Source organism: Pseudomonas sp. Nvir, from assembly GCF_963778085.1.
Taxonomy (GTDB): Bacteria; Pseudomonadota; Gammaproteobacteria; order Pseudomonadales; family Pseudomonadaceae; genus Aquipseudomonas; species Aquipseudomonas juntendi.
In genome coordinates this window covers 4,140,850-4,160,574 of record NZ_OY970405.1, presented here as the reverse complement: position 1 = coordinate 4,160,574, position 19,725 = coordinate 4,140,850, and the positions used below count along the sequence as shown (strand labels likewise).

Here is a 19,725-nt window from a genome sequence, read left to right as displayed (position 1 = left end):
GCCAACCCAGAACCAAAAGGATCGAGACATGACCAGCAGCCAACACACCGACGTGGTCCAACGCCAGTTCGGCGAACAAGCCAGTGCCTACCTCAGCAGCGCCGTACACGCCCAGGGCAGTGAATTTGCCTTGCTCCAGGCCGAACTGGCAGGGCAGGGCGCCGCCCGTGTGCTGGACCTGGGCTGCGGTGCCGGGCATGTCAGCTTCCACGTTGCGCCGCTGGTCGCCGAAGTGGTCGCCTACGACCTGTCGCAGGCCATGCTCGATGTGGTCGCCAGCGCCGCTGCCGAGCGCGGCCTGGGCAATATCATCACCGAACGCGGCGCGGCCGAACGCCTGCCGTTCGCCGATGCATCGTTCGATTTCGTTTTCAGCCGCTACTCGGCCCACCACTGGAGCGACCTGGGCCTGGCCTTGCGCGAAGTGCGCCGGGTGCTCAAGCCAGGCGGCGTGGCGGCGTTCATCGATGTGATGTCACCGGGCAGCCCGCTGCTCGACACCTACCTGCAAACGGTCGAAGTGCTGCGCGACACCAGCCACGTGCGCGATTATTCCGCCGCCGAATGGCAGCGCCAGGTTAGCGAAGCCGGTTTGCACGTGCGCAGCCACACCCGCCAGCCGCTGCGCCTGGAGTTTTCCAGCTGGGTCGAGCGCATGCGTACCCCCGAGCCGATGCGCGTGGCTATCCGCCAATTGCAGCAAGCCATGGGCGAAGAAGTACGGCAGTATTATCAGATCGACAGCGATGGCTCGTTCAGCAGCGATGTACTGGTGCTGTGGGCAGAGCGATAAGTTTTTTTCGGTGGGGCCCGCTTGGCCACGCCGTGTGAATGGATAGAGGAAAGCATGAGCAAGCAGATTCTGATTCTCCCAGGTGACGGTATCGGGCCGGAAATCATGGCCGAAGCGGTCAAGGTGCTGGAGCTGGCCAACGACAAGTTCCAGCTCGGTTTCAGCCTGGCCCACGATGTGATCGGTGGCGCTGCCATCGACAAGCACGGCGTGCCCCTGGCCGACGAAACCCTGGAGCGTGCGCGCAAGGCCGACGCGGTCTTGCTGGGCGCGGTGGGCGGGCCGAAGTGGGACAAGATCGAGCGTGATATCCGCCCGGAGCGCGGCCTGCTGAAAATCCGTTCGCAACTGGGCCTGTTCGCCAACCTGCGCCCGGCCATCCTCTACCCGCAACTGGCCGACGCGTCTTCGCTCAAGCCCGAGATCGTTTCCGGCCTGGACATTCTCATCGTTCGTGAGCTGACCGGCGGTATCTACTTCGGCGCCCCACGCGGCCAGCGTGAACTGGAAGGTGGCGAGCGCCAGGCCTACGACACCCTGCCGTACAGCGAAAGCGAAGTGCGCCGCATTGCCCGTGTCGGTTTCGACATGGCCCGCGTGCGCGGCAAGAAACTGTGCTCGGTGGACAAGGCCAACGTGCTCGCTTCCAGCCAGCTGTGGCGCGAAGTGGTCGAAGACGTGGCCAAGGACTACCCGGATGTGGAACTGAGCCACATGTACGTGGACAACGCCGCCATGCAACTGGTGCGCGCCCCCAAGCAGTTCGACGTGATGGTGACCGACAACATGTTTGGTGACATTCTGTCGGACGAAGCTTCCATGCTGACCGGGTCCATCGGCATGCTGCCTTCGGCCTCGCTGGATGCCGACAACAAGGGCATGTACGAGCCTTGCCACGGCTCGGCCCCGGACATCGCCGGCCTGGGTATCGCCAACCCATTGGCGACCATTCTGTCGGTGTCGATGATGCTGCGCTACAGCTTCAATCAGTCGGCCGCCGCCGAGGCGATCGAGAAGGCCGTGAGCCTGGTTCTGGACCAGGGGCTGCGCACGGGCGACATCTTCTCGGAAGGCTGCACCAAAGTTGGTACGCAGGAAATGGGCGACGCAGTAGTCGCAGCCCTGCGGAATCTGTAATCTCTCTGGCCCGCCACCCCACATTCCTGGTGGCGGCCCACTTTTAGCAAAGGTGTAGTTGCGATGAAACGTGTAGGTCTGATCGGTTGGCGCGGTATGGTCGGTTCCGTGCTCATGCAGCGGATGCTGGAGGAGCAGGACTTCGACCTTATCGAGCCGGTGTTCTTCACCACCTCCAACGTGGGTGGCCAAGGCCCGAACGTGGGCAAGGATACAGCGCCGCTCAAGGACGCTTACTCGATTGAAGAACTCAAGACCCTCGACGTTATCCTGACCTGCCAGGGCGGCGACTACACCAACGAGGTCTTCCCCAAGCTGCGCGAAGCCGGCTGGCAGGGTTACTGGATCGACGCCGCCTCGTCCCTGCGCATGCAGGATGACGCGGTCATCATCCTCGACCCGGTCAACCGCAAGGTCATCGACCAGCAACTGGACGCCGGTACCAAGAACTACATCGGCGGCAACTGCACTGTCAGCCTGATGCTGATGGGCCTGGGTGGCCTGTTCGAAGCTGGCCTGGTCGAGTGGATGAGTGCCATGACCTACCAGGCAGCCTCGGGCGCTGGCGCACAGAACATGCGTGAGCTGATCAAGCAGATGGGCGCTACCCACGCGGCCGTCGCCGACGACCTGGCCAACCCGGCCAGCGCCATTCTCGACATTGACCGCAAGGTCGCCGAGGCCATGCGCAGCGAAGCGTTCCCGACCGAGAACTTCGGCGTACCGCTGGCTGGCAGCCTGATCCCGTGGATCGACAAGGAACTGCCGAACGGCCAAAGCCGTGAAGAGTGGAAGGCCCAGGCCGAAACCAACAAGATCCTCGGCCGCTTCAAGAGCCCGATCCCGGTCGATGGTATCTGCGTGCGCATCGGCGCCATGCGTTGCCACAGCCAGGCGTTGACCATCAAGCTGAACAAGGATGTGCCGATTGCCGATATCGAAGGCATGATCAGCCAGCACAACCCTTGGGTGAAACTGGTGCCTAACCAGCGTGAAATCAGCATGCAGGAGTTGTCGCCGACCAAGGTCACCGGCACCCTGAACATTCCGGTTGGCCGCCTGCGCAAGCTGAACATGGGCTCGCAGTACCTGGGCGCATTCACCGTGGGTGACCAGCTGCTGTGGGGCGCTGCCGAGCCGCTGCGCCGCATGCTGCGGATTCTGCTGGAGCGTTGATCGTTCTGGTTCGTCCGAAAACCCGTGCTGGCAACAGCACGGGTTTTTTGTTTGGCGCCAGCTGCTGCAGCCTCCGCGAACCACCGCTGGCCCCGTCAAGCAGTCTGCTACCGCAGCTGGCCCAACCAAGCTGAAGCCATCACAGACAAAACCCTGCAATCCGAGTAAAGTGCCGCCCCCGCCGTTTTCTGCAAGAGGATCCCTACCATGACACACCCATTGGACATCGCCGTCGTCGGCGCCACCGGCAGCGTCGGTGAAGCCTTGGTACAGATCCTCGAAGAACTGGATTTCCCCGTGGCAACCCTGCACCTGCTGGCCAGCATGGAGTCGGCCGGCAGCAGCGTGATGTTCGCCGGGAAGAAACTGAAGGTTCGCGAAGTCGACAGCTTCGATTTCGGCCAGGTCAAGCTGGCGTTCTTCGCCACTGGCGCTGCGGTCACCCGCAGCTTTGCCGGCAAGGCGCTGCAAGCCGGTTGCACGGTGATCGACCTGTCCGGTGGCCTGGACGACGCCCTGGCGCTGGTGCCCGAAGCCAACGCCGAGCGCATCGCCAGCCTGGCGCTGCCCGCGCGAATTGTCAGCCCGTGCTCGGCCGCTGTCGCCTTGGCCGTCGCCCTGGCGCCGCTCAAGGGCCTGCTGGAAATCGAGCGTATCCAGGTGATGGCCGCACTGGCCGTTTCGGCGCAAGGCCGCGAGGGCGTCAGCGAACTGGCCAGGCAAACTGCCGAACTGCTCAATGCCCGGCCGCTGGAGCCACGCTTCTTCGACCGCCAGGTAGCGTTCAACCTGTTGGCCCAGGTCGGTGCCGCCGACGATGAGGGCCATACCGCGCTGGAGCGCCGCCTGGTCACTGAGCTGCGCGTGCTGCTGGGCCTGCCTGAGTTGAAGATTTCCGTGAGCTGCATTCAAGTACCGGTGTTTTTCGGCGATAGCTTCAGTGTGGCCGTGCAAAGCCGTCACCCGGTCGATCTGGCCGCGGTCAACCAGGCCCTGGAGGCTGCCGACAGTATCGAACGGGTGGAAAATGATGACTATCCAACCCCGGTTGGTGACGCAGTCGGGCAAGACGTGGTCTATGTTGGTCGTGTACGGCACGGTATTGATGAACAGCAGCAGCTCAACCTCTGGCTGACCACCGACAACGTGCGCAAAGGTGCCGCGCTCAACGCTGTGCAAGTGGCGCAATTGTTGATTAAACACAGGCTGTAAAAGATACTGGCGAGCACTTTTGTCCTGCTCCGCATGCAGGTTTCGGGACGATTCATACAAGGGAAGAGGTCATGCTTCGAATTCGCAAACTGGTTCTGGCCATGGCTGCAGCTTCAGCGCTGTCGTCTGGCATGGCGAATGCGCTGGGCCTGGGGGAGCTGACCCTGAAGTCGGCACAGAATCAGCCGCTGGACGCCGAGATCGAATTGCTCGACGTGCGCGACCTCAAGGCCGCCGAAGTGGCACCCAGCCTGGCGCCTGCGCAAGAGTTCAGCAAGGCCGGGGTGCCATTCGCGGCCTACCTCGAAGACCTCACCTTCACGCCGGTCATCAACCCCAACGGCAAAAGCGTGCTGCGGGTGACCTCCAGCCAGCCGCTGCCTGGGCCAGTGGTCAAGTTCCTGGTCCAGGTGATGTGGCCGCAGGGCCGCCTGCTGCGTGACTACAGCGTGTTGCTCGACCAGGCCCAGGCCCAGGGCGATAAACCGGCTGCTGGCAATCTCAACCCGGCCAGTACCGCTGCCAGCAGCTACACCACCCAGCGTCGCGACACGTTGTGGCAAATTGCTGCTCGCAACACCCAGGGCGGTTCGATCCAGCAGACCATGATCGCCATCCAGGCCCTGAACCCGGATGCCTTCATCGGCAATAACATCAACCAGCTGAAGATTGGCCAGGTGCTGCGCCTGCCCGACCAGCAGCAGGTTCAGAGCATCGCCCAGGCCGAGGCCAACCGTGAGGTGGCCGAGCAGTACGCGGCCTGGCGTGAGGGCCGTCGGTTGGGCCCGCGGGCCCGTCAGCTGGACGCCACTCGCCGTGGTGCCGCCGACGCCGCCCCGGCGCGTGTTGCCCAGGGCGACAACCTGCGCCTGGTCAGCCCGGGCAACCAGGCGGGGGCCGACCAGGCCAAAGCGCTAAGCGACAAGCTGGCGGTGGCGCAGGAAAGTCTCGATACCAGCCGCCGCGACAACGCCGAACTCAAGAGCCGCATGAGTGACCTGCAGAGCCAGCTGGACAAGCTGCAGCGTCTGATCGACCTGAAAAACGACCAGTTGGCGCGTCTTCAGGCGCAGGGTGCCGCCACGCCGTCCCCGGCAGGCGTCGCCCCGGCGCCCGCGCCGCAAGCCGCGTCAGCGCCTGCGGCAGGTGCCGAGGCGAGCGGCGAGCCAGCCCCCCCCCCAGGCTGCACCTGCCAGCAAGCCGGCGGCAGAGCCTGCCCCGGCGCCGGCCAGCCAGGCGAACGGCGCGCTCGAGCAGATTCTCGGTAACCCTTGGCTGCTGTGGCTGATCGCCGGGTCTGCCATTCTTGTCCTGGCACTGCTGTTGTGGTTGCTGGCGCGCAAGCGCAAGGCTCAACAAGAGGCGGAAAAGCACCTGCGCATGGCGCGGGCGCTGGAAGAAGAGCAGGGCACCGGTTTCGATACCGACACCGAAAGCTTCGACGGCGTCGAAGTGGCCGAGCCGAGCGTCACCTTGTCGCCTGCAGTGGTCGCCGCATCGGCCGCCGCTGCCGTGGCTGCGGAAAAAGTGGCCGAACCGGCTGCCGCAGAGCCACCGGCAGACCCTCACGCCGCGCTGCTGGCGGAGGTCGACCAGTGCCTGGCCGAGGGGCGCCTGAACCGTGCCGCCGATTTGCTGGAGCCTGCCGTGGCCGCTGCCCCGGCCCGTGATGACCTGCGCCTGAAGCTGATGGACGTGTATGCGCGCCAGGGTGATCAGACGGCCTTCGCCGAACAGGAGCGCCAGCTGCAAGACGGCGAGCACAATGGCGCCGCTGTGGCCGAGTTGAAAGAACGCTACCCAGCCATGCTGGGCCTGGCAGCTGCCGGCCTGGGCGCGGCAGCTTTGGCTGCCGAAATGGACGAGCAGTACGTGCAGGAGTTGTTGCACGATGACGCCGCGGCGCCGGTGGTTGCCGATGGGGTGCCTGAGCAGGTGCCAGAGCTCGAACCGCAGGCAGTGGCTGAGCCGGAGGTTGGCGCTGAGCCTGATGCCGGGCTGGACCCTCTCGATGAAGTGCCTATCCTGGACGTCGCCGGCCTGGAGGATCAGGGGCTGGGCGAGCCGGACCTGGACCATGCCTTTGACCTTGGCCTTGGGGAAGACCTGCCCGAGGACAATCCGCTGGCCGCGGCGATGCTCGACGAGCCCGCGGCGCAGGCGCCAGTGCCTGATGAGCTGGTGATCGCCGAACCGGTGCTGGACGAGCCGGTGCAGCCAGGTGCGCCGCCAGAAGAACAGCCGTTCGCTCTGGATGAGGACCTGCAAGCCGACGCCGATGCGGATTTCGAAGCCATGCTGGCCCAGGCCGAGCCGCAACCCGCGGTCGACCTGTCGGATTTCGACCTCGATGTCACCGAACCCGTCACCCCCGCTGCTGCGCCAGCAGCCGACACCGCCGCGGGCGATGTGGCTGCCGAGCTGGCGGCCTTCGACAGCGTGCCAGAGTTCGATCCTGTCTCCGAGTTCGATCTGCCCTCGGACTTCGACCTGTCACTGTCGCTGGAAGACGATTCGCCGGCAGACAAAAGCTTTGCCTCGGAACTCGATGACGTGAACGCCGAGCTGGACAAGCTGTCGCAGAGCCTGGAGGCGCCCTCGCTGGAACCGCACTTCACCAGCGAAGATGCAGCCGCGCAGCCAGAGCCGGAGCCGCTGGACGATCTCGACTTTGACTTCTTCTCCGGCAGTGATGAAGTGGCCACCAAGCTGGACCTGGCTCGCGCCTATATCGACATGGGCGACAGCCAGGGCGCACGCGATATCCTCGACGAAGTGGTCAAGGACGGCGACGACACTCAGCGCCAGGAAGCCAAGGACATGCTGTCCCGGTTGGTCTGACGCCGGCGAGGCGGCCATCGGTTACAGTGGACAAGCAACGGCAGCCCTACGCGGCTGCCGTTGTCGTTATAATCCCCGCCATTTCGTACACCCCACAGGTTTCATGCTCTTGGACATCATCGACACCGCCGCCACCGAATCTGCGGCCGAAGGCTACTCCCGCATCGCCCTGGGTGTGGAATACAAGGGCGCACGCTACCGCGGCTGGCAGCGCCAGGCCAGCGGCGTGCCCAGTGTCCAGCAAGCCTTGGAGCAAGCGCTGTCCAAGGTCGCCAACGAGCCGATCGCCGTGGTTTGCGCCGGCCGCACCGATGCCGGTGTTCATGGCTGTGGGCAGGTTGTGCATTTCGACACCCGTGCCGTGCGCGACGAACGTGCCTGGACCATGGGCACCAACTTCAACCTGCCGCACGACATCAGTGTGGTCTGGTCGCAGCCGATGCCGGCTGATTTCCATGCTCGCTTCAAGGCATGCGCCCGGCGCTACCGCTATGTCATCTACAACGACCCGATCCGCCCGGCGCACCTGGCCGAGGAGGTGACCTGGAACCACCGCCCGCTCGACGTCGAGCGAATGGCCCAGGCGGCACAGTCGCTGCTCGGCACGCACGATTTCAGCGCCTTCCGCGCCAGCCAGTGCCAGGCCAAGTCGCCGATCAAGCATATCTACCACCTGCGGGTTACCCGCCATGGCCAGATGATCGTGCTGGACGTGCGCGCCACCGCCTTCCTGCACCACATGGTGCGCAACATTGCCGGCGTGTTGATGGCCATCGGTAGCGGCGAACGCCCGGTGAGCTGGGCGCGTGAGGTGCTGGAAGGGCGTGACCGCCGCGAAGGCGGGGTAACCGCCCATCCCTATGGGCTGTACCTGGTGCAGGTGGAGTACCCCGACACGTTCACCCTACCCAGGCGTTACATTGGCCCACACTTTTTAAGCGGTTATGAAGGGTTGGCGGACTGACGGGCGAAAAGCCATTTGCTAACATCCGGCCTTTGACCGTTATCATCAGGGTTCGCGTTTCATGAGCTATGTTCGCAGCAAGATCTGCGGGATTACCCGCATCGAAGACGCGTTGGCTGCTGTCGAGGCCGGGGCCGATGCCATCGGTTTCGTCTTTTATGCCAAAAGCCCACGCGCAGTGGACGTGCGCCAGGCGCGGGCAATCATTGCTGAACTGCCGCCGTTCGTGACCACGGTAGGGCTGTTCGTCAATGCCTCGCGGTGCGAATTGAACGAGATCCTCGAAGTGGTTCCACTGGACCTGCTACAGTTCCACGGCGATGAAGCCCCGGAGGACTGCGAGGGCTACCACCGCCCCTGGATCAAAGCCCTGCGGGTGCGCCCGGGCGATGACCTCGAGGCAGCCTGCCAGCGCTATGCAGGCGCTCGCGGCATCCTGCTCGATACCTATGTGGCGGGTGTGCCTGGGGGAACCGGCGAGGCGTTCGACTGGTCCCTGGTACCGGCGCGGCTGAGCAAACCGATCATTCTTGCCGGTGGGCTTTCGGCGGCCAACGTCGGCCAGGCCATCGCCCAGGTACGGCCCTATGCGGTGGATGTCAGCGGTGGGGTGGAGCAGGCCAAGGGCATCAAGGACGCCGCGAAGATCGAAGCCTTCATGCAGGCGGTGAGGCAGGCGTGATGGCAGATGTGACGGCTGGCTGCGCGCCATCGTCCATAGCATTCGCAGCCCTGCCGGGCAGCCGCACCCATGGTGGCGGCAACACAACGCATTAGCGGTGGAGTGGCGCGCTGGAAGCCCCGGCGGCCGGTCCATCATCGTTTCGTAACAGATTTTGAGCTCAAGGGCAGGGCAGGCCGATGATAACGGCCGCGCCTGCCAATACTGGAGAAAAAAAGCATGAGCAACTGGTTAGTCGACAAACTGATCCCTTCGATCATGCGTTCCGAGGTGAAAAAGAGCTCGGTGCCTGAAGGCCTGTGGCACAAGTGCCCGTCCTGCGAGGCCGTGCTGTATCGCCCGGAGCTGGAAAAAACCCTCGATGTCTGCCCCAAGTGCAACCATCACATGCGCATCGGCGCACGCGCGCGCATCGACATCTTCCTCGACGCCGAAGGCCGTGCCGAACTGGGTGCCGACCTCGAGCCGGTCGACCGCCTGAAATTCCGCGATGGCAAGAAGTACAAGGACCGCCTCACCGGCGCGCAGAAGCAGACCGGCGAAAAAGACGCGCTGATCTCCATGAGCGGTACCCTGATGGGCATGCCGATCGTGGTCAGTGCCTTCGAGTTCTCGTTCATGGGCGGTTCCATGGGCGCCATCGTCGGTGAGCGCTTCGTCCGCGCTGCCAACTACGCCCTGGAGCACCGTTGCCCAATGGTCTGCTTCTCCGCTTCCGGCGGTGCGCGCATGCAAGAGGCGCTGATCTCGCTGATGCAGATGGCCAAGACCTCGGCGGTGCTGGCGCGCCTGCGCGAAGAAGGCATTCCGTTCATCTCGGTGCTGACCGACCCGGTCTACGGCGGTGTGTCCGCCAGCCTGGCCATGCTCGGCGACGTCATCGTCGGCGAACCGAAGGCGCTGATCGGCTTCGCCGGCCCGCGCGTGATCGAACAGACCGTACGCGAAAAGCTGCCGGAAGGCTTCCAGCGTAGCGAGTTCCTGCTGGAGCACGGCGCCATCGACCTGATCATCTCCCGTGGCGAACTGCGCCCGCGCCTGGCTCGCCTGCTGGCGCAGATGACTGGCCAGGAAACCCCCGAGCAAGCGCGTGAGGCGGCTGCCGTCGCGTGATGAAACAACGATCCCTGGGCGAATGGCTCGCCTACCTCGAGCAGTTGCACCCCTCGGCCATCGACATGGGCCTGGAGCGGTCGCAGCAGGTACTTGCCCGGCTGGCGCTGGGTAAGCTGGCGCCACGCGTGGTGACCGTGACCGGCACCAACGGCAAGGGTTCGACCTGCGCCTTCGTGGCCTCGTTGCTGCGCGCCCAGGGGCTCAAGGTCGGCGTGTACAGCTCGCCGCACCTGTTGCGCTACAACGAGCGGGTGCTGATCGATGGCCTAGAGGCCAGCGATGAGCGCCTGTGCGAAGCCTTCGCCGCCGTGGAGGCGGCGCGGGGCGATACTTCCCTGACCTACTTCGAGATGGGCACGCTGGCTGCGTTCTGGTTGTTCCACCAGTCGCAGCTCGATGCCGTGGTGCTGGAAGTGGGTCTTGGCGGGCGCCTGGACACCGTGAACGTGGTGGACGCCGACCTGGCCCTGGTGACCAGTATCGGCGTCGACCATGTCGATTACCTGGGCGACACCCGCGAGCAGGTGGCCTTTGAAAAGGCCGGTATCTTCCGCCCTGGCAAACCGGCCCTGTGCGGCGATCTCGACCCGCCACAACCGCTGCTGGACAAAGCCGCCGAACTGGCAGCGCCATTGTTCCTGCGCGGCCGTGACTTTGACCTGGCAAGCGCCGAAAACGGCTGGAACTGGCGTGGCACTGCAGCCGATGGCGCGCCCGTTGAGCTGAACGGCCTGCCGTTGCTCGACCTGCCGATGGAAAACGCCGCGCTGGCCCTGCAGGCGTACCTGTTGATGGGCCTGCCGTGGGATGCCGCGCAGGTGCGCCAGGCGTTGCTGGATACCCGGATTACCGGGCGTCTAGACCGTCGCCAGCTGGTCTGGCAGGGCCGGCCGGTGGAGCTGCTGCTGGATGTCGGGCACAACCCGCATGCGGCGCAGTACCTGGCCCGTCGCCTGGCGAGCCGGCCGCTGAAGGGGCGCCGGCTGGCGGTATTCGGCCTGCTCGCCGACAAGGACTTGGCAGGCGTGGTCGCGCCGCTGCACGGGCTGATCGATGACTGGGCCGTGGCCCCGCTGGACACCCCGCGCAGCCGGCCGGCTGCCGAGTTGGCCGACGCCTTGGCGAACCTTGGCGCGGCGGTGAAGTCTTATGCCGGAGTCGACGCGGCCCTCGAAGGGCAATGCGCGCAGGCAACGGCAGATGACCAGATCGTGCTGTTCGGTTCGTTTTTCTGTGTCGCCCAGGCCCTGGCGTGGCTGGAGCGGCATGCCCAGGAGGGTTGAGTAGATGGCAGTGCTGGATAAAGGGATGAAACAGCGCATGGTCGGTGCGCTGGTGCTGGTGGCACTGGCGGTGATCTTCCTGCCGATGCTGTTCACCCGCGAGGACGAGATGCGCCAGGTGCGCGTCGAAGCCCCGCAGGCACCTGCCATGCCCAGCCTGCCGGAAGTGAAGGTAGACCCGGTGACCGTGCCGCAGCCGCAGGAAGTTCCTGAAGCACCGCAGTCGGCGCCGGTGGTGGTCGACGAGTCGACTGCCCCTGCCAGCACGCCCAGCCAGCCGATCACGGCCTCGCCACAGACCCAGGCACAGGCCCAGCCGGCCAAGCCGCAGGCCGCCGCACCGGCGGCCAAGGTCGAAACCAAACCTGCAGCGACGCCGGCCCAGGCTGCGCCATCGAAGATCGACGTCAACGGGCTGCCGGTCAGCTGGTCGATCCAGCTGGCCAGCCTGTCCAACCGCGCCGGTGCCGAGAAGCTGCAGCAAACCTTGCGTAGCCAGGGTTACAACGCCTATATCCGTTCGGCCGGCGGCATGAACCGGGTGTATGTGGGTCCATTGATCGAGCGCGCCGAGGCCGAGCGCGTGCGCGATGCGGTCAACCGCCAGAACAGCCTGAAGGGCTTTGTGGTGCGCTTCCAGCCTGAGCGCGGCTGATATCGCCGGGGCGGCTTTGCCGCCCATCGCCGGCAAGCCACACACACAGAGATCGCATCAGGGCTGGCAGGTGTTTGTCAGAAGATATGCAGCGCCTGTGAGATCGAGCGCCGCCCGCGCGGCGCAATCGCGAGCTGCGCTCGCTCCTACGTTTGTTTAGGGCCAGTAACGCCTGTGACAGGCGCGCGCGGCCGCCTTGTTTGTACGGCGCGATATTGAGGCATGCACCAAGGGGTTCGCGCGCGAATCGCACAGGAATAATTGGCCCGAAACAAACGTAGGAGCGAGCGCAGCTCGCGATTGCGCCGCGCGGGCGGCGCTCGCTCTAACAGGCGCTGCCATACCTTGCGGCAAACACCTGTCAGCCCTAAAGGCGATCCCTGTGGGAGCTGGCTCGCTGGCGATGAAGCAAACACCAATCCACCTGACATTCCGCTTACCCAAGCCCCCACCGCTCTGGTAAAATGCGCCGCCTCAAACGTCTGCAGGCAGCACCGTGGCATTTACCCTGGTTGATTGGGCGATCATCGCGATCATCGCCGTCTCCACACTGATCAGTCTCAAGCGCGGCTTCGTCAAGGAAGCCTTGTCCTTGCTCATCTGGATCATTGCCGGTGCGGTTGCCTGGATGTTCGGCGGTTCGCTCTCGGTGTATCTTGAAAGCTACATCCAGACGCCATCGATGCGCGTCATCGCAGGCTGCGCCATTCTTTTCGTCGCCACCTTGCTGGTGGGGGCCATGGTCAACTTCCTGGTCGGCGAGCTGATCCGCGTGACCGGGCTGTCCGGCACCGATCGCTTCCTGGGCATGGCCTTCGGCGCCGCGCGCGGGGCCTTGCTGGTAGTGGTGGCCATCGGCCTGATCAGCCTGGGGCCGGTTCAACAGGACACCTGGTGGCAGGAATCGCGCCTGATACCACAATTTCTTCTGGTCGCCGACTGGTCGAAAAACCTGATTCTGGGTTTCGCCGGCCAGTGGTCGCCCGGTGGTCTGATCAGCGCTCCGGCTGATCTTCCGTTCAAGGAACAGTTGCTCGGGCCAGCTAAGCCCTGAGCGCTATTCACTCAAGTTTCATCAAAGTAGGGGTTGCGTCGCATGTGTGGCATCGTCGGTATCGTCGGTAAGTCGAACGTCAATCAGGCGCTGTATGACGCGCTTACGGTCCTCCAGCACCGCGGCCAGGACGCTGCCGGTATCGTGACCAGCCATGACGGCCGGTTGTTCCTGCGCAAGGATAATGGCCTGGTGCGCGACGTGTTCCAGCAGCGCCACATGCAGCGCCTGGTGGGCAACATCGGCATCGGCCATGTGCGCTACCCGACCGCGGGCAGCTCGACCTCGGCCGAGGCCCAGCCGTTCTACGTCAACTCCCCGTATGGCATCACCCTGGCGCATAACGGCAACCTGACCAACGTAGAACAGTTGGCCAAGGAGATCTACGAGTCCGACCTGCGCCACGTCAACACCAACTCCGACTCGGAAGTGCTGCTCAACGTGTTCGCCCACGAGCTGGCGGTGCGCGGCAAGCTGCAGCCGACCGAAGAAGACGTGTTCGCTGCCGTTTCCCATGTGCACAGCCGCTGTGTGGGTGGCTACGCCGTGGTGGCAATGATCACCGGCTACGGTATCGTCGGCTTCCGTGACCCGCACGGCATTCGCCCGGTGGTGTTCGGCCAGCGTCACACCGACGAAGGCGTGGAATACATGATCGCCTCCGAAAGCGTCGCCCTGGACGTGCTCGGTTTCACCCTGATCCGCGACCTGGCACCTGGCGAAGCGGTGTACATCACCGAAGAAGGCCAGCTGTTCACCAAGCAGTGCGCCGAAGCGCCGAAGCTGCAGCCATGCATCTTCGAGCATGTCTACCTGGCCCGCCCAGACTCGATCATCGACGGTGTGTCGGTGTACAAGGCGCGCCTGCGCATGGGTGAAAAGCTCGCCGACAAGATCATGCGCGAGCGCCCCGATCACGACATCGACGTGGTCATCCCGATTCCGGACACCAGCCGCACCGCCGCCCTGGAGCTGGCCAACCGCCTGGGTGTCAAGTTCCGCGAAGGCTTCGTCAAGAACCGTTACATCGGCCGTACCTTCATCATGCCTGGCCAGGCGGCGCGCAAGAAGTCGGTGCGCCAGAAGCTCAACGCCATCGAACTGGAATTCCGTGGCAAGAACGTGATGCTGGTGGACGATTCGATCGTGCGCGGTACCACGTGCAAGCAGATCATCCAGATGGCCCGCGAAGCCGGCGCCAAGAATGTCTACTTCTGCTCGGCAGCCCCGGCAGTGCGCTTCCCCAACGTCTACGGCATCGACATGCCGAGCGTGCACGAACTGATCGCCCACAACCGCACCACCGAACAGGTGGGTGAGTTGATTGGCGCCGACTGGCTGGTCTATCAGGACCTGCCGGACCTGATCGACTCGGTCGGCGGCGGCAAGATCAAGATCGAGCACTTCGACTGCGCGGTGTTCAACGGTGAGTATGTCACCGGCGATATCGACGAAGCCTACCTCGACCGCATCGAGCAGGCCCGTAACGACCTGGCCAAGGTCAAGAACCAGGCGGTCAGCGCGATCATCGACCTCTACAACAACTGATTCAGGGAGCGACGGCATGACGGATCAATGGGATGCCGGGCGACTGGACAGCGACCTCGAGGGTGTCGGTTTCGACACCCTGGCGGTGCGCGCTGGCCAAAGCCGTACACCGGAAGGCGAGCACAGCGAAGCGCTGTTCCTGACCTCCAGCTATGTGTTCCGCACGGCGGCAGACGCCGCTGCGCGTTTCGCCGGCGAAACGCCAGGCAACGTCTATTCGCGTTACACCAACCCGTCGGTGCGTGTCTTCGAAGAGCGGCTGGCAGCGATGGAAGGCGCCGAGCAGGCCGTGGGCACCTCCACCGGCATGGCGGCGCTGCTTGCGGTGGTCATGTCGTTGTGCAGTGGCGGTGACCATGTGCTGGTGTCGCAGAGCGTATTTGGCTCGACCATCAGCCTGTTCGAGAAGTACTTCAAGCGCTTCGGCCTGCAGGTGGACTACGTGCCGCTGGCCGACCTCGCGGGCTGGGAAAAGGCCATCAAGGCCAATACCAAGCTGCTGATCGTCGAATCGCCGTCCAACCCGCTGGCCGAACTGGTCGATATCACTGCCCTCAGTGAAATCGCCCATGCCCATGGCGCCATGCTGGTCGTCGACAACTGCTTCAGCACCCCGGCACTGCAGCAACCGTTGAAGCTGGGTGCCGATATCGTGTTCCACTCGGCGACCAAGTTCATCGACGGCCAGGGGCGTTGCATGGGCGGCGCAGTGGCCGGCCGAGCCGAGCAGATGAAAGAGGTGGTGGGCTTCCTGCGTACCGCAGGCCCGACCCTCAGCCCGTTCAATGCCTGGATCTTCACCAAGGGCCTGGAAACCTTGCGGTTGCGCATGCGTGCGCATTGCGAAAGTGCCCAGGCCCTGGCTGAGTGGCTGGAGCGACAGGACGGCGTGGAGAAGGTGCATTACGCCGGCTTGCCAAGCCACCCCCAGCACGCCCTGGCCAAGCGCCAGATGAGTGGCTTTGGTGCAGTGGTCAGCTTCGAGGTCAAGGGCGGCAAAGAGGGCGCCTGGCGCTTCATCGACGCCACTCGGGTGATTTCCATCACCACCAACCTGGGCGACAGCAAGACCACCATCGCCCACCCGGCCACCACGTCCCACGGCCGCCTGTCGCCGCAGGAGCGTGAGGCTGCAGGTATTCGCGACAGCCTGATCCGCGTTGCGGTGGGCCTGGAAGACGTGGCAGACCTGCAGGCCGACCTGGCGCGTGGGTTGGCCGCGCTGTGATGCAGATTGGCGGCAGCACCCCGGGCCACAACGGCCGGGTAGCACTGGTGACCGGTGCCGCGCGCGGCATCGGCCTGGGCATTGCCGCCTGGTTGATCTGCGAGGGTTGGCAGGTGGTGCTCAGCGACCTAGACCGGCAGCGGGGGGCCAAGGTGGCCAAGGCCCTGGGTGACAATGCCTGGTTCATCACCATGGACGTTGCCGACGAAGCCCAGGTCAGTGCCGGGGTGTCCGAGGTGCTCGGGCAATTTGGCCGCCTGGATGCACTGGTGTGCAATGCAGCGATCGCCAACCCGCACAACCAGACCCTGGAAAGCCTGAGCCTGGCGCAGTGGAACCGGGTGCTGGCGGTGAACCTGAATGGCCCGATGCTGCTGGCCAAGCATTGTGCGCCGTACCTGCGTGCGCACAACGGGGCGATCGTCAACCTCACCTCCACCCGGGCGCGGCAGTCCGAGCCTGATACCGAGGCCTACGCGGCGAGCAAGGGCGGCCTGGTGGCCTTGACCCATGCGCTGGCGATAAGTTTGGGCCCGGAGATCCGCGTCAACGCGGTGAGCCCTGGCTGGATCGATGCCCGTGACCCGGCGCAGCGCCGTGCCGAGCCATTGAGCGAAGCCGACCACGCCCAGCACCCGACGGGCAGGGTAGGGACCGTGGAGGATGTGGCTGCCATGGTTGCCTGGTTGCTGTCACGGCAGGCGGCGTTCGTCACTGGCCAGGAGTTCGTGGTCGATGGCGGCATGACACGCAAGATGATCTATACCTGAGCTGCAAGCTGCAAGCTGCAAGCTGCAAGCTGCAAGCTTCAAGCTTCAAGCTTCAAGCTTCAAGCTGCAAGAGGGGACCGCAAGGTTCCTTCGTCATTTGTAGGGTTCAGAAATTCATCAAGCGACCCCATGCTTCTTCTTGCCACTTGCCACTTGCCACTTGCCACTTGCCACTTGCCACTTGCCACTTGCCACTTGCCACTTCTTCGAAAAAAATCCAACGGGGCTATTGACTTAGCTTCGCCACCTGCGTAAATTTCGCGGCCTCAGCGAAGCAAACGCAACAAGTAACATCGCGAGGGTGATTAGCTCAGCCGGGAGAGCATCTGCCTTACAAGCAGAGGGTCGGCGGTTCGATCCCGTCATCACCCACCACTTCCTGAGATGTTCCTGCCGCTTCAGGTTTCGCAAGAAGCCCAAAGCCAGAGAGGAACGCACTGCGCAGCGGTAGTTCAGTCGGTTAGAATACCGGCCTGTCACGCCGGGGGTCGCGGGTTCGAGTCCCGTCCGCTGCGCCATTTTTCAGTAACAGATGGGTGCCTGGCACCGGTCTGAAGCCACAAGGCCAACGCCTTGGGCTGATCCCAGTTTCAATCGGGCGCAAGCCTGAACGATACGCAGCGGTAGTTCAGTCGGTTAGAATACCGGCCTGTCACGCCGGGGGTCGCGGGTTCGAGTCCCGTCCGCTGCGCCATCTTCGTTTCAAGGTCCCTAGAACGCCTTGAAACAAACACGAGAGAAGCGATGATCCAATCGCTTTTTTTGTGCCTGCCTCGCGGCCCTCGTGCCCAAGGTCAGACCCAGTTTCAATCGGGCGCAAGCCTGAATGATACGCAGCGGTAGTTCAGTCGGTTAGAATACCGGCCTGTCACGCCGGGGGTCGCGGGTTCGAGTCCCGTCCGCTGCGCCATCTTCGCCCCAAGGCCCCATGAACGCCTTGAGGCAACGTCAAAGCGACCTTCGGGTCGCTTTTTTCGTTCTGGTACCTGGCTGTTATTGGCCTGGGCCCACATTTACACCAACCTTACAGGTTCTTCACCGACCAGTGGTTGGTGTGCTTGCCTGCTGTGTTGCACAATAGGCACCCTCTCGACATACCCGGAATACGCAATGACCAGATCTTCCGTCTTTGGTGCGCTCGGGCTGGCCCTGGTGCTGGCGGGCGTGAGCGGTTGTTCTTCGAAAAAAGCGGCCGTCTACGAGCACGAGAACTTCGCTGACTCGGGTACGTTCTCGCGCAGTTTCCCGGTAAGCGATGCCGGCTCTTGCGAGGCGGCGCGGCGCGCCTTGCTCAGCCAGGGCTACATCATCACCAGCAGCGGTGCCAACCAGGTAGTGGGCAACAAGAGCTTCCAGCAGAACAGCGAAAACCACCTGCAGATCAGCTTCAACGTTACCTGCGCGCCAGACGCGAGTGACGACCAGCACTCGACCATGTTCGCCAACGCCCTGCAGGACCGCTACGCGCTGAAAAAATCCAACACCTCGGCCAGCCTGGGCGTGGGTGTGCTGGGGTCGGTGTCGATGCCGATTGGCTCCAGCGACGACTCGATGGTCAAGGTCGCGAGCGAGACGGTAACGGCGGCGCAATTCTACGATCGCTATTTTGCCTTGGTGGAAAGTTACCTGCCCAAGCCGAAGAAGGTCAGCAAAGCCAAGGTCGAAGCGCCAAAAGTGGAAAAGCCGGCGGTTACCCTGGGGCTGCCGGAGCAAGCGGCGGCGAACCCGCTGGCACCGACCCCGGCGGCAGCAGCGCCGGCACCCGCTGCTGAAACTACGCCCGCCGCGCAGGCCGCGCCTGTCACCGAAACGCAGCCCGCGCCAGCAGCGGCTGCCCCAGCCACGGAGGCGCCAGTGGCACCCGTGGTGGATGACAGCCAAGGTTCGCAGCCGCTGGCACCGCCGCCCGAAGCAGCGCCGATTCAGGTGCAGCAGGAAGCGCAGCCGGCCGAGGCAGCCACGGCCACGCCTTGATGCTTTAGCAGTGCTGGCCGCTGGCGGGCCCTGTCATACCCACAAGGCCAGCAGCGCGGCGGCCAACGCAGGTGGCATCACCAGCGCACCCAGGCACAGAAAACGCCATGCGCTGACATGCTCCCCCTCCCTGCGGATCGCCACCAGCCACAACAGAGTGGCCAGGGAGCCGGTAATCGACAGGTTCGGCCCCAGGTCGACGCCGATCAGCAAGGCTGCAGTGGTTTGCTGGGGCAGCGCCATCAGCGAGCCCATGGACCCGGCGATCAACCCGGTGGGCAGGTTGTTCATCAGGTTGCTGGCGATCGCTACACCCACGCCGCCGACCCAGCTGGCGGTAACCGGTGTTTGTGCGGACAGGCTGGCCAGTGCCTGGGCGAGGCGTTCGATCAGCCCGGTCTGTGCAACGGCTTCGACCAGTATGAACAGGCCTGCCACCAAGGGCAGCACGCCCCAGGCCACGTGGCGCAGCACCGGCAGTGGGCTGCGCCGCTGCCACAGGTGGATCAGTGCCGTGGTCGCCACCCCGGCACAGAATGTTGGCAGCCCCAGCGCCCGGTCCAGTGCCGAGGCGCCCAGCAGCAACGCGCCGGTGACCACGATGCCCATTGCACACAGGCGGGCGCCAGTCGTCAGGGGCGCGCCGCTCACGCTCAGCGCCAGCGGTTGGCGGATCTGCCGGCGCTGAGTCACCCGCAGCACCCCATAGGTCAGGCAGATTGCGGCCAGGGAAGGCAGGCTGAACTGGCGTAGCCAGTCCAGCAGTGGCGGCATATGGCTGCCGAATACCACCAGGTTGGCAGGGTTGGAGATAGGCAGTACGAAACTCGCGGCGTTGGCGATGAAGGCGCAGATGAACAGGTAGGGCAGTGGGTCGGCCTTGGCGGCCTTGCACGCGGCATAGACTGCCGGGGTCAGGACCACGGCCGTGGCGTCGTTGGACAGGAACACCGTAACCAGCGTGCCCACCAGGAATACCAGGTCGAACAGCCGTTGCCCGGAACCCCGCGCATGCTGCACGGCATACCGTGCCAGCCAGTCGAACAGGCCTTCCTGACGAGCGAGTTCGGCCAGTACCATCATGCCGACCAGAAACAGGTAGACGTCACCGCCTTCGGCCACCGCGGCCAGGGCCCGCCGAGGCGTCATCAGGCCAAGGCCGACCAGCAGCACCGCCCCGCCCATGGCCCAGACGTACTCCGGAACGCGCCATGGGCGCAAAATGACGCCGCAGGTCGCCAGTGCGGCGACCGCCCAGATGATCAATGCACTTTCACTGACAGGCATAAGGC

The 19,725-nt window shown here is 64.3% G+C and carries 15 protein-coding genes, 4 tRNA genes and 1 pseudogene; 19 read left to right on the top strand and 1 reads right to left on the bottom strand.

The window, feature by feature from the left end; all coding sequences use genetic code 11:
* Nucleotides 1-28: 28 nt before the first annotated feature.
* The 19 genes and pseudogenes from AACG97_RS20025 (at nucleotide 29) to AACG97_RS19935 (ending at nucleotide 18,433) form a co-directional block, all read left to right on the top strand.
* A complete protein-coding gene (locus AACG97_RS20025) occupies nucleotides 29-793 on the top strand; it encodes a class I SAM-dependent methyltransferase (protein ID WP_009681663.1) in 765 nt (254 codons plus the stop codon).
* Between the two features lie 54 nt (nucleotides 794-847).
* Nucleotides 848-1,930 (top strand): 3-isopropylmalate dehydrogenase, encoded by a 1,083-nt coding sequence (gene leuB, locus AACG97_RS20020; RefSeq protein ID WP_009681662.1) that lies wholly within the window; start codon nucleotides 848-850, stop codon nucleotides 1,928-1,930.
* A gap of 63 nt (nucleotides 1,931-1,993) precedes the next feature.
* The gene (gene asd / locus AACG97_RS20015) at nucleotides 1,994-3,106 is read left to right on the top strand and encodes an aspartate-semialdehyde dehydrogenase (RefSeq protein WP_029887368.1); all 1,113 of its coding nucleotides are present in this window, start codon (nucleotides 1,994-1,996) and stop codon (nucleotides 3,104-3,106) included.
* Between the two features lie 207 nt (nucleotides 3,107-3,313).
* Nucleotides 3,314-4,318 (top strand): aspartate-semialdehyde dehydrogenase, encoded by a 1,005-nt coding sequence (locus tag AACG97_RS20010; RefSeq protein WP_225786006.1) that lies wholly within the window; start codon nucleotides 3,314-3,316, stop codon nucleotides 4,316-4,318.
* A gap of 71 nt (nucleotides 4,319-4,389) precedes the next feature.
* Nucleotides 4,390-7,159, top strand: a pseudogene (locus AACG97_RS20005) (FimV/HubP family polar landmark protein).
* 103 nt (nucleotides 7,160-7,262) lie between these two features.
* The gene (gene truA / locus AACG97_RS20000) at nucleotides 7,263-8,123 is read left to right on the top strand and encodes a tRNA pseudouridine(38-40) synthase TruA (protein ID WP_009686022.1); all 861 of its coding nucleotides are present in this window, start codon (nucleotides 7,263-7,265) and stop codon (nucleotides 8,121-8,123) included.
* Nucleotides 8,124-8,184: 61 nt separating this feature from the next.
* Nucleotides 8,185-8,805, top strand: a complete 621-nt coding sequence (locus tag AACG97_RS19995; protein ID WP_029887583.1) for a phosphoribosylanthranilate isomerase — start codon at nucleotides 8,185-8,187, stop codon at nucleotides 8,803-8,805.
* Between the two features lie 219 nt (nucleotides 8,806-9,024).
* Nucleotides 9,025-9,918: an acetyl-CoA carboxylase, carboxyltransferase subunit beta gene (gene accD / locus AACG97_RS19990; RefSeq protein WP_009686024.1), complete on the top strand. Its 894-nt coding sequence runs from the start codon at nucleotides 9,025-9,027 to the stop codon at nucleotides 9,916-9,918.
* The gene (folC, locus tag AACG97_RS19985; protein WP_225786008.1) at nucleotides 9,918-11,204 is read left to right on the top strand and encodes a bifunctional tetrahydrofolate synthase/dihydrofolate synthase; all 1,287 of its coding nucleotides are present in this window, start codon (nucleotides 9,918-9,920) and stop codon (nucleotides 11,202-11,204) included. Before accD ends, folC begins: the two co-directional genes overlap by 1 nt.
* 4 nt (nucleotides 11,205-11,208) lie before the next feature.
* Nucleotides 11,209-11,859 (top strand): SPOR domain-containing protein, encoded by a 651-nt coding sequence (locus AACG97_RS19980; RefSeq protein ID WP_009686027.1) that lies wholly within the window; start codon nucleotides 11,209-11,211, stop codon nucleotides 11,857-11,859.
* A 496-nt stretch (nucleotides 11,860-12,355) separates the two neighbouring features.
* Nucleotides 12,356-12,913, top strand: coding sequence for a CvpA family protein (locus AACG97_RS19975; RefSeq protein WP_029886425.1), 558 nt, complete (start codon nucleotides 12,356-12,358; stop codon nucleotides 12,911-12,913).
* A 42-nt stretch (nucleotides 12,914-12,955) separates the two neighbouring features.
* Entirely contained in the window at nucleotides 12,956-14,461 is a 1,506-nt protein-coding gene (gene purF / locus AACG97_RS19970) for an amidophosphoribosyltransferase (RefSeq protein WP_009683775.1), read from the top strand.
* A gap of 16 nt (nucleotides 14,462-14,477) precedes the next feature.
* Nucleotides 14,478-15,689, top strand: a complete 1,212-nt coding sequence (locus AACG97_RS19965) for an O-succinylhomoserine sulfhydrylase (RefSeq protein WP_009683774.1) — start codon at nucleotides 14,478-14,480, stop codon at nucleotides 15,687-15,689.
* Nucleotides 15,689-16,459, top strand: coding sequence for an SDR family oxidoreductase (locus AACG97_RS19960; RefSeq protein ID WP_161893395.1), 771 nt, complete (start codon nucleotides 15,689-15,691; stop codon nucleotides 16,457-16,459). The genes AACG97_RS19965 and AACG97_RS19960 overlap by 1 nt, the downstream gene beginning before the upstream one ends.
* Before the next feature lie 299 nt (nucleotides 16,460-16,758).
* Nucleotides 16,759-16,834, top strand: a tRNA-Val gene (locus AACG97_RS19955).
* Between the two features lie 66 nt (nucleotides 16,835-16,900).
* Nucleotides 16,901-16,977: transfer RNA gene (locus AACG97_RS19950), tRNA-Asp, on the top strand.
* A gap of 99 nt (nucleotides 16,978-17,076) precedes the next feature.
* Nucleotides 17,077-17,153 (top strand) — tRNA-Asp (locus AACG97_RS19945).
* Between the two features lie 139 nt (nucleotides 17,154-17,292).
* Nucleotides 17,293-17,369: transfer RNA gene (locus AACG97_RS19940), tRNA-Asp, on the top strand.
* A 200-nt stretch (nucleotides 17,370-17,569) separates the two neighbouring features.
* Nucleotides 17,570-18,433: a DUF2242 domain-containing protein gene (locus tag AACG97_RS19935; protein WP_009683772.1), complete on the top strand. Its 864-nt coding sequence runs from the start codon at nucleotides 17,570-17,572 to the stop codon at nucleotides 18,431-18,433.
* A gap of 33 nt (nucleotides 18,434-18,466) precedes the next feature.
* Here the strand turns inward: AACG97_RS19935 and AACG97_RS19930 are convergent, their stop codons facing one another.
* Nucleotides 18,467-19,720, bottom strand: coding sequence for an arsenic transporter (locus AACG97_RS19930; protein WP_144188978.1), 1,254 nt, complete (start codon nucleotides 19,718-19,720; stop codon nucleotides 18,467-18,469).
* Between the last annotated feature and the right edge of the window lie 5 nt (nucleotides 19,721-19,725).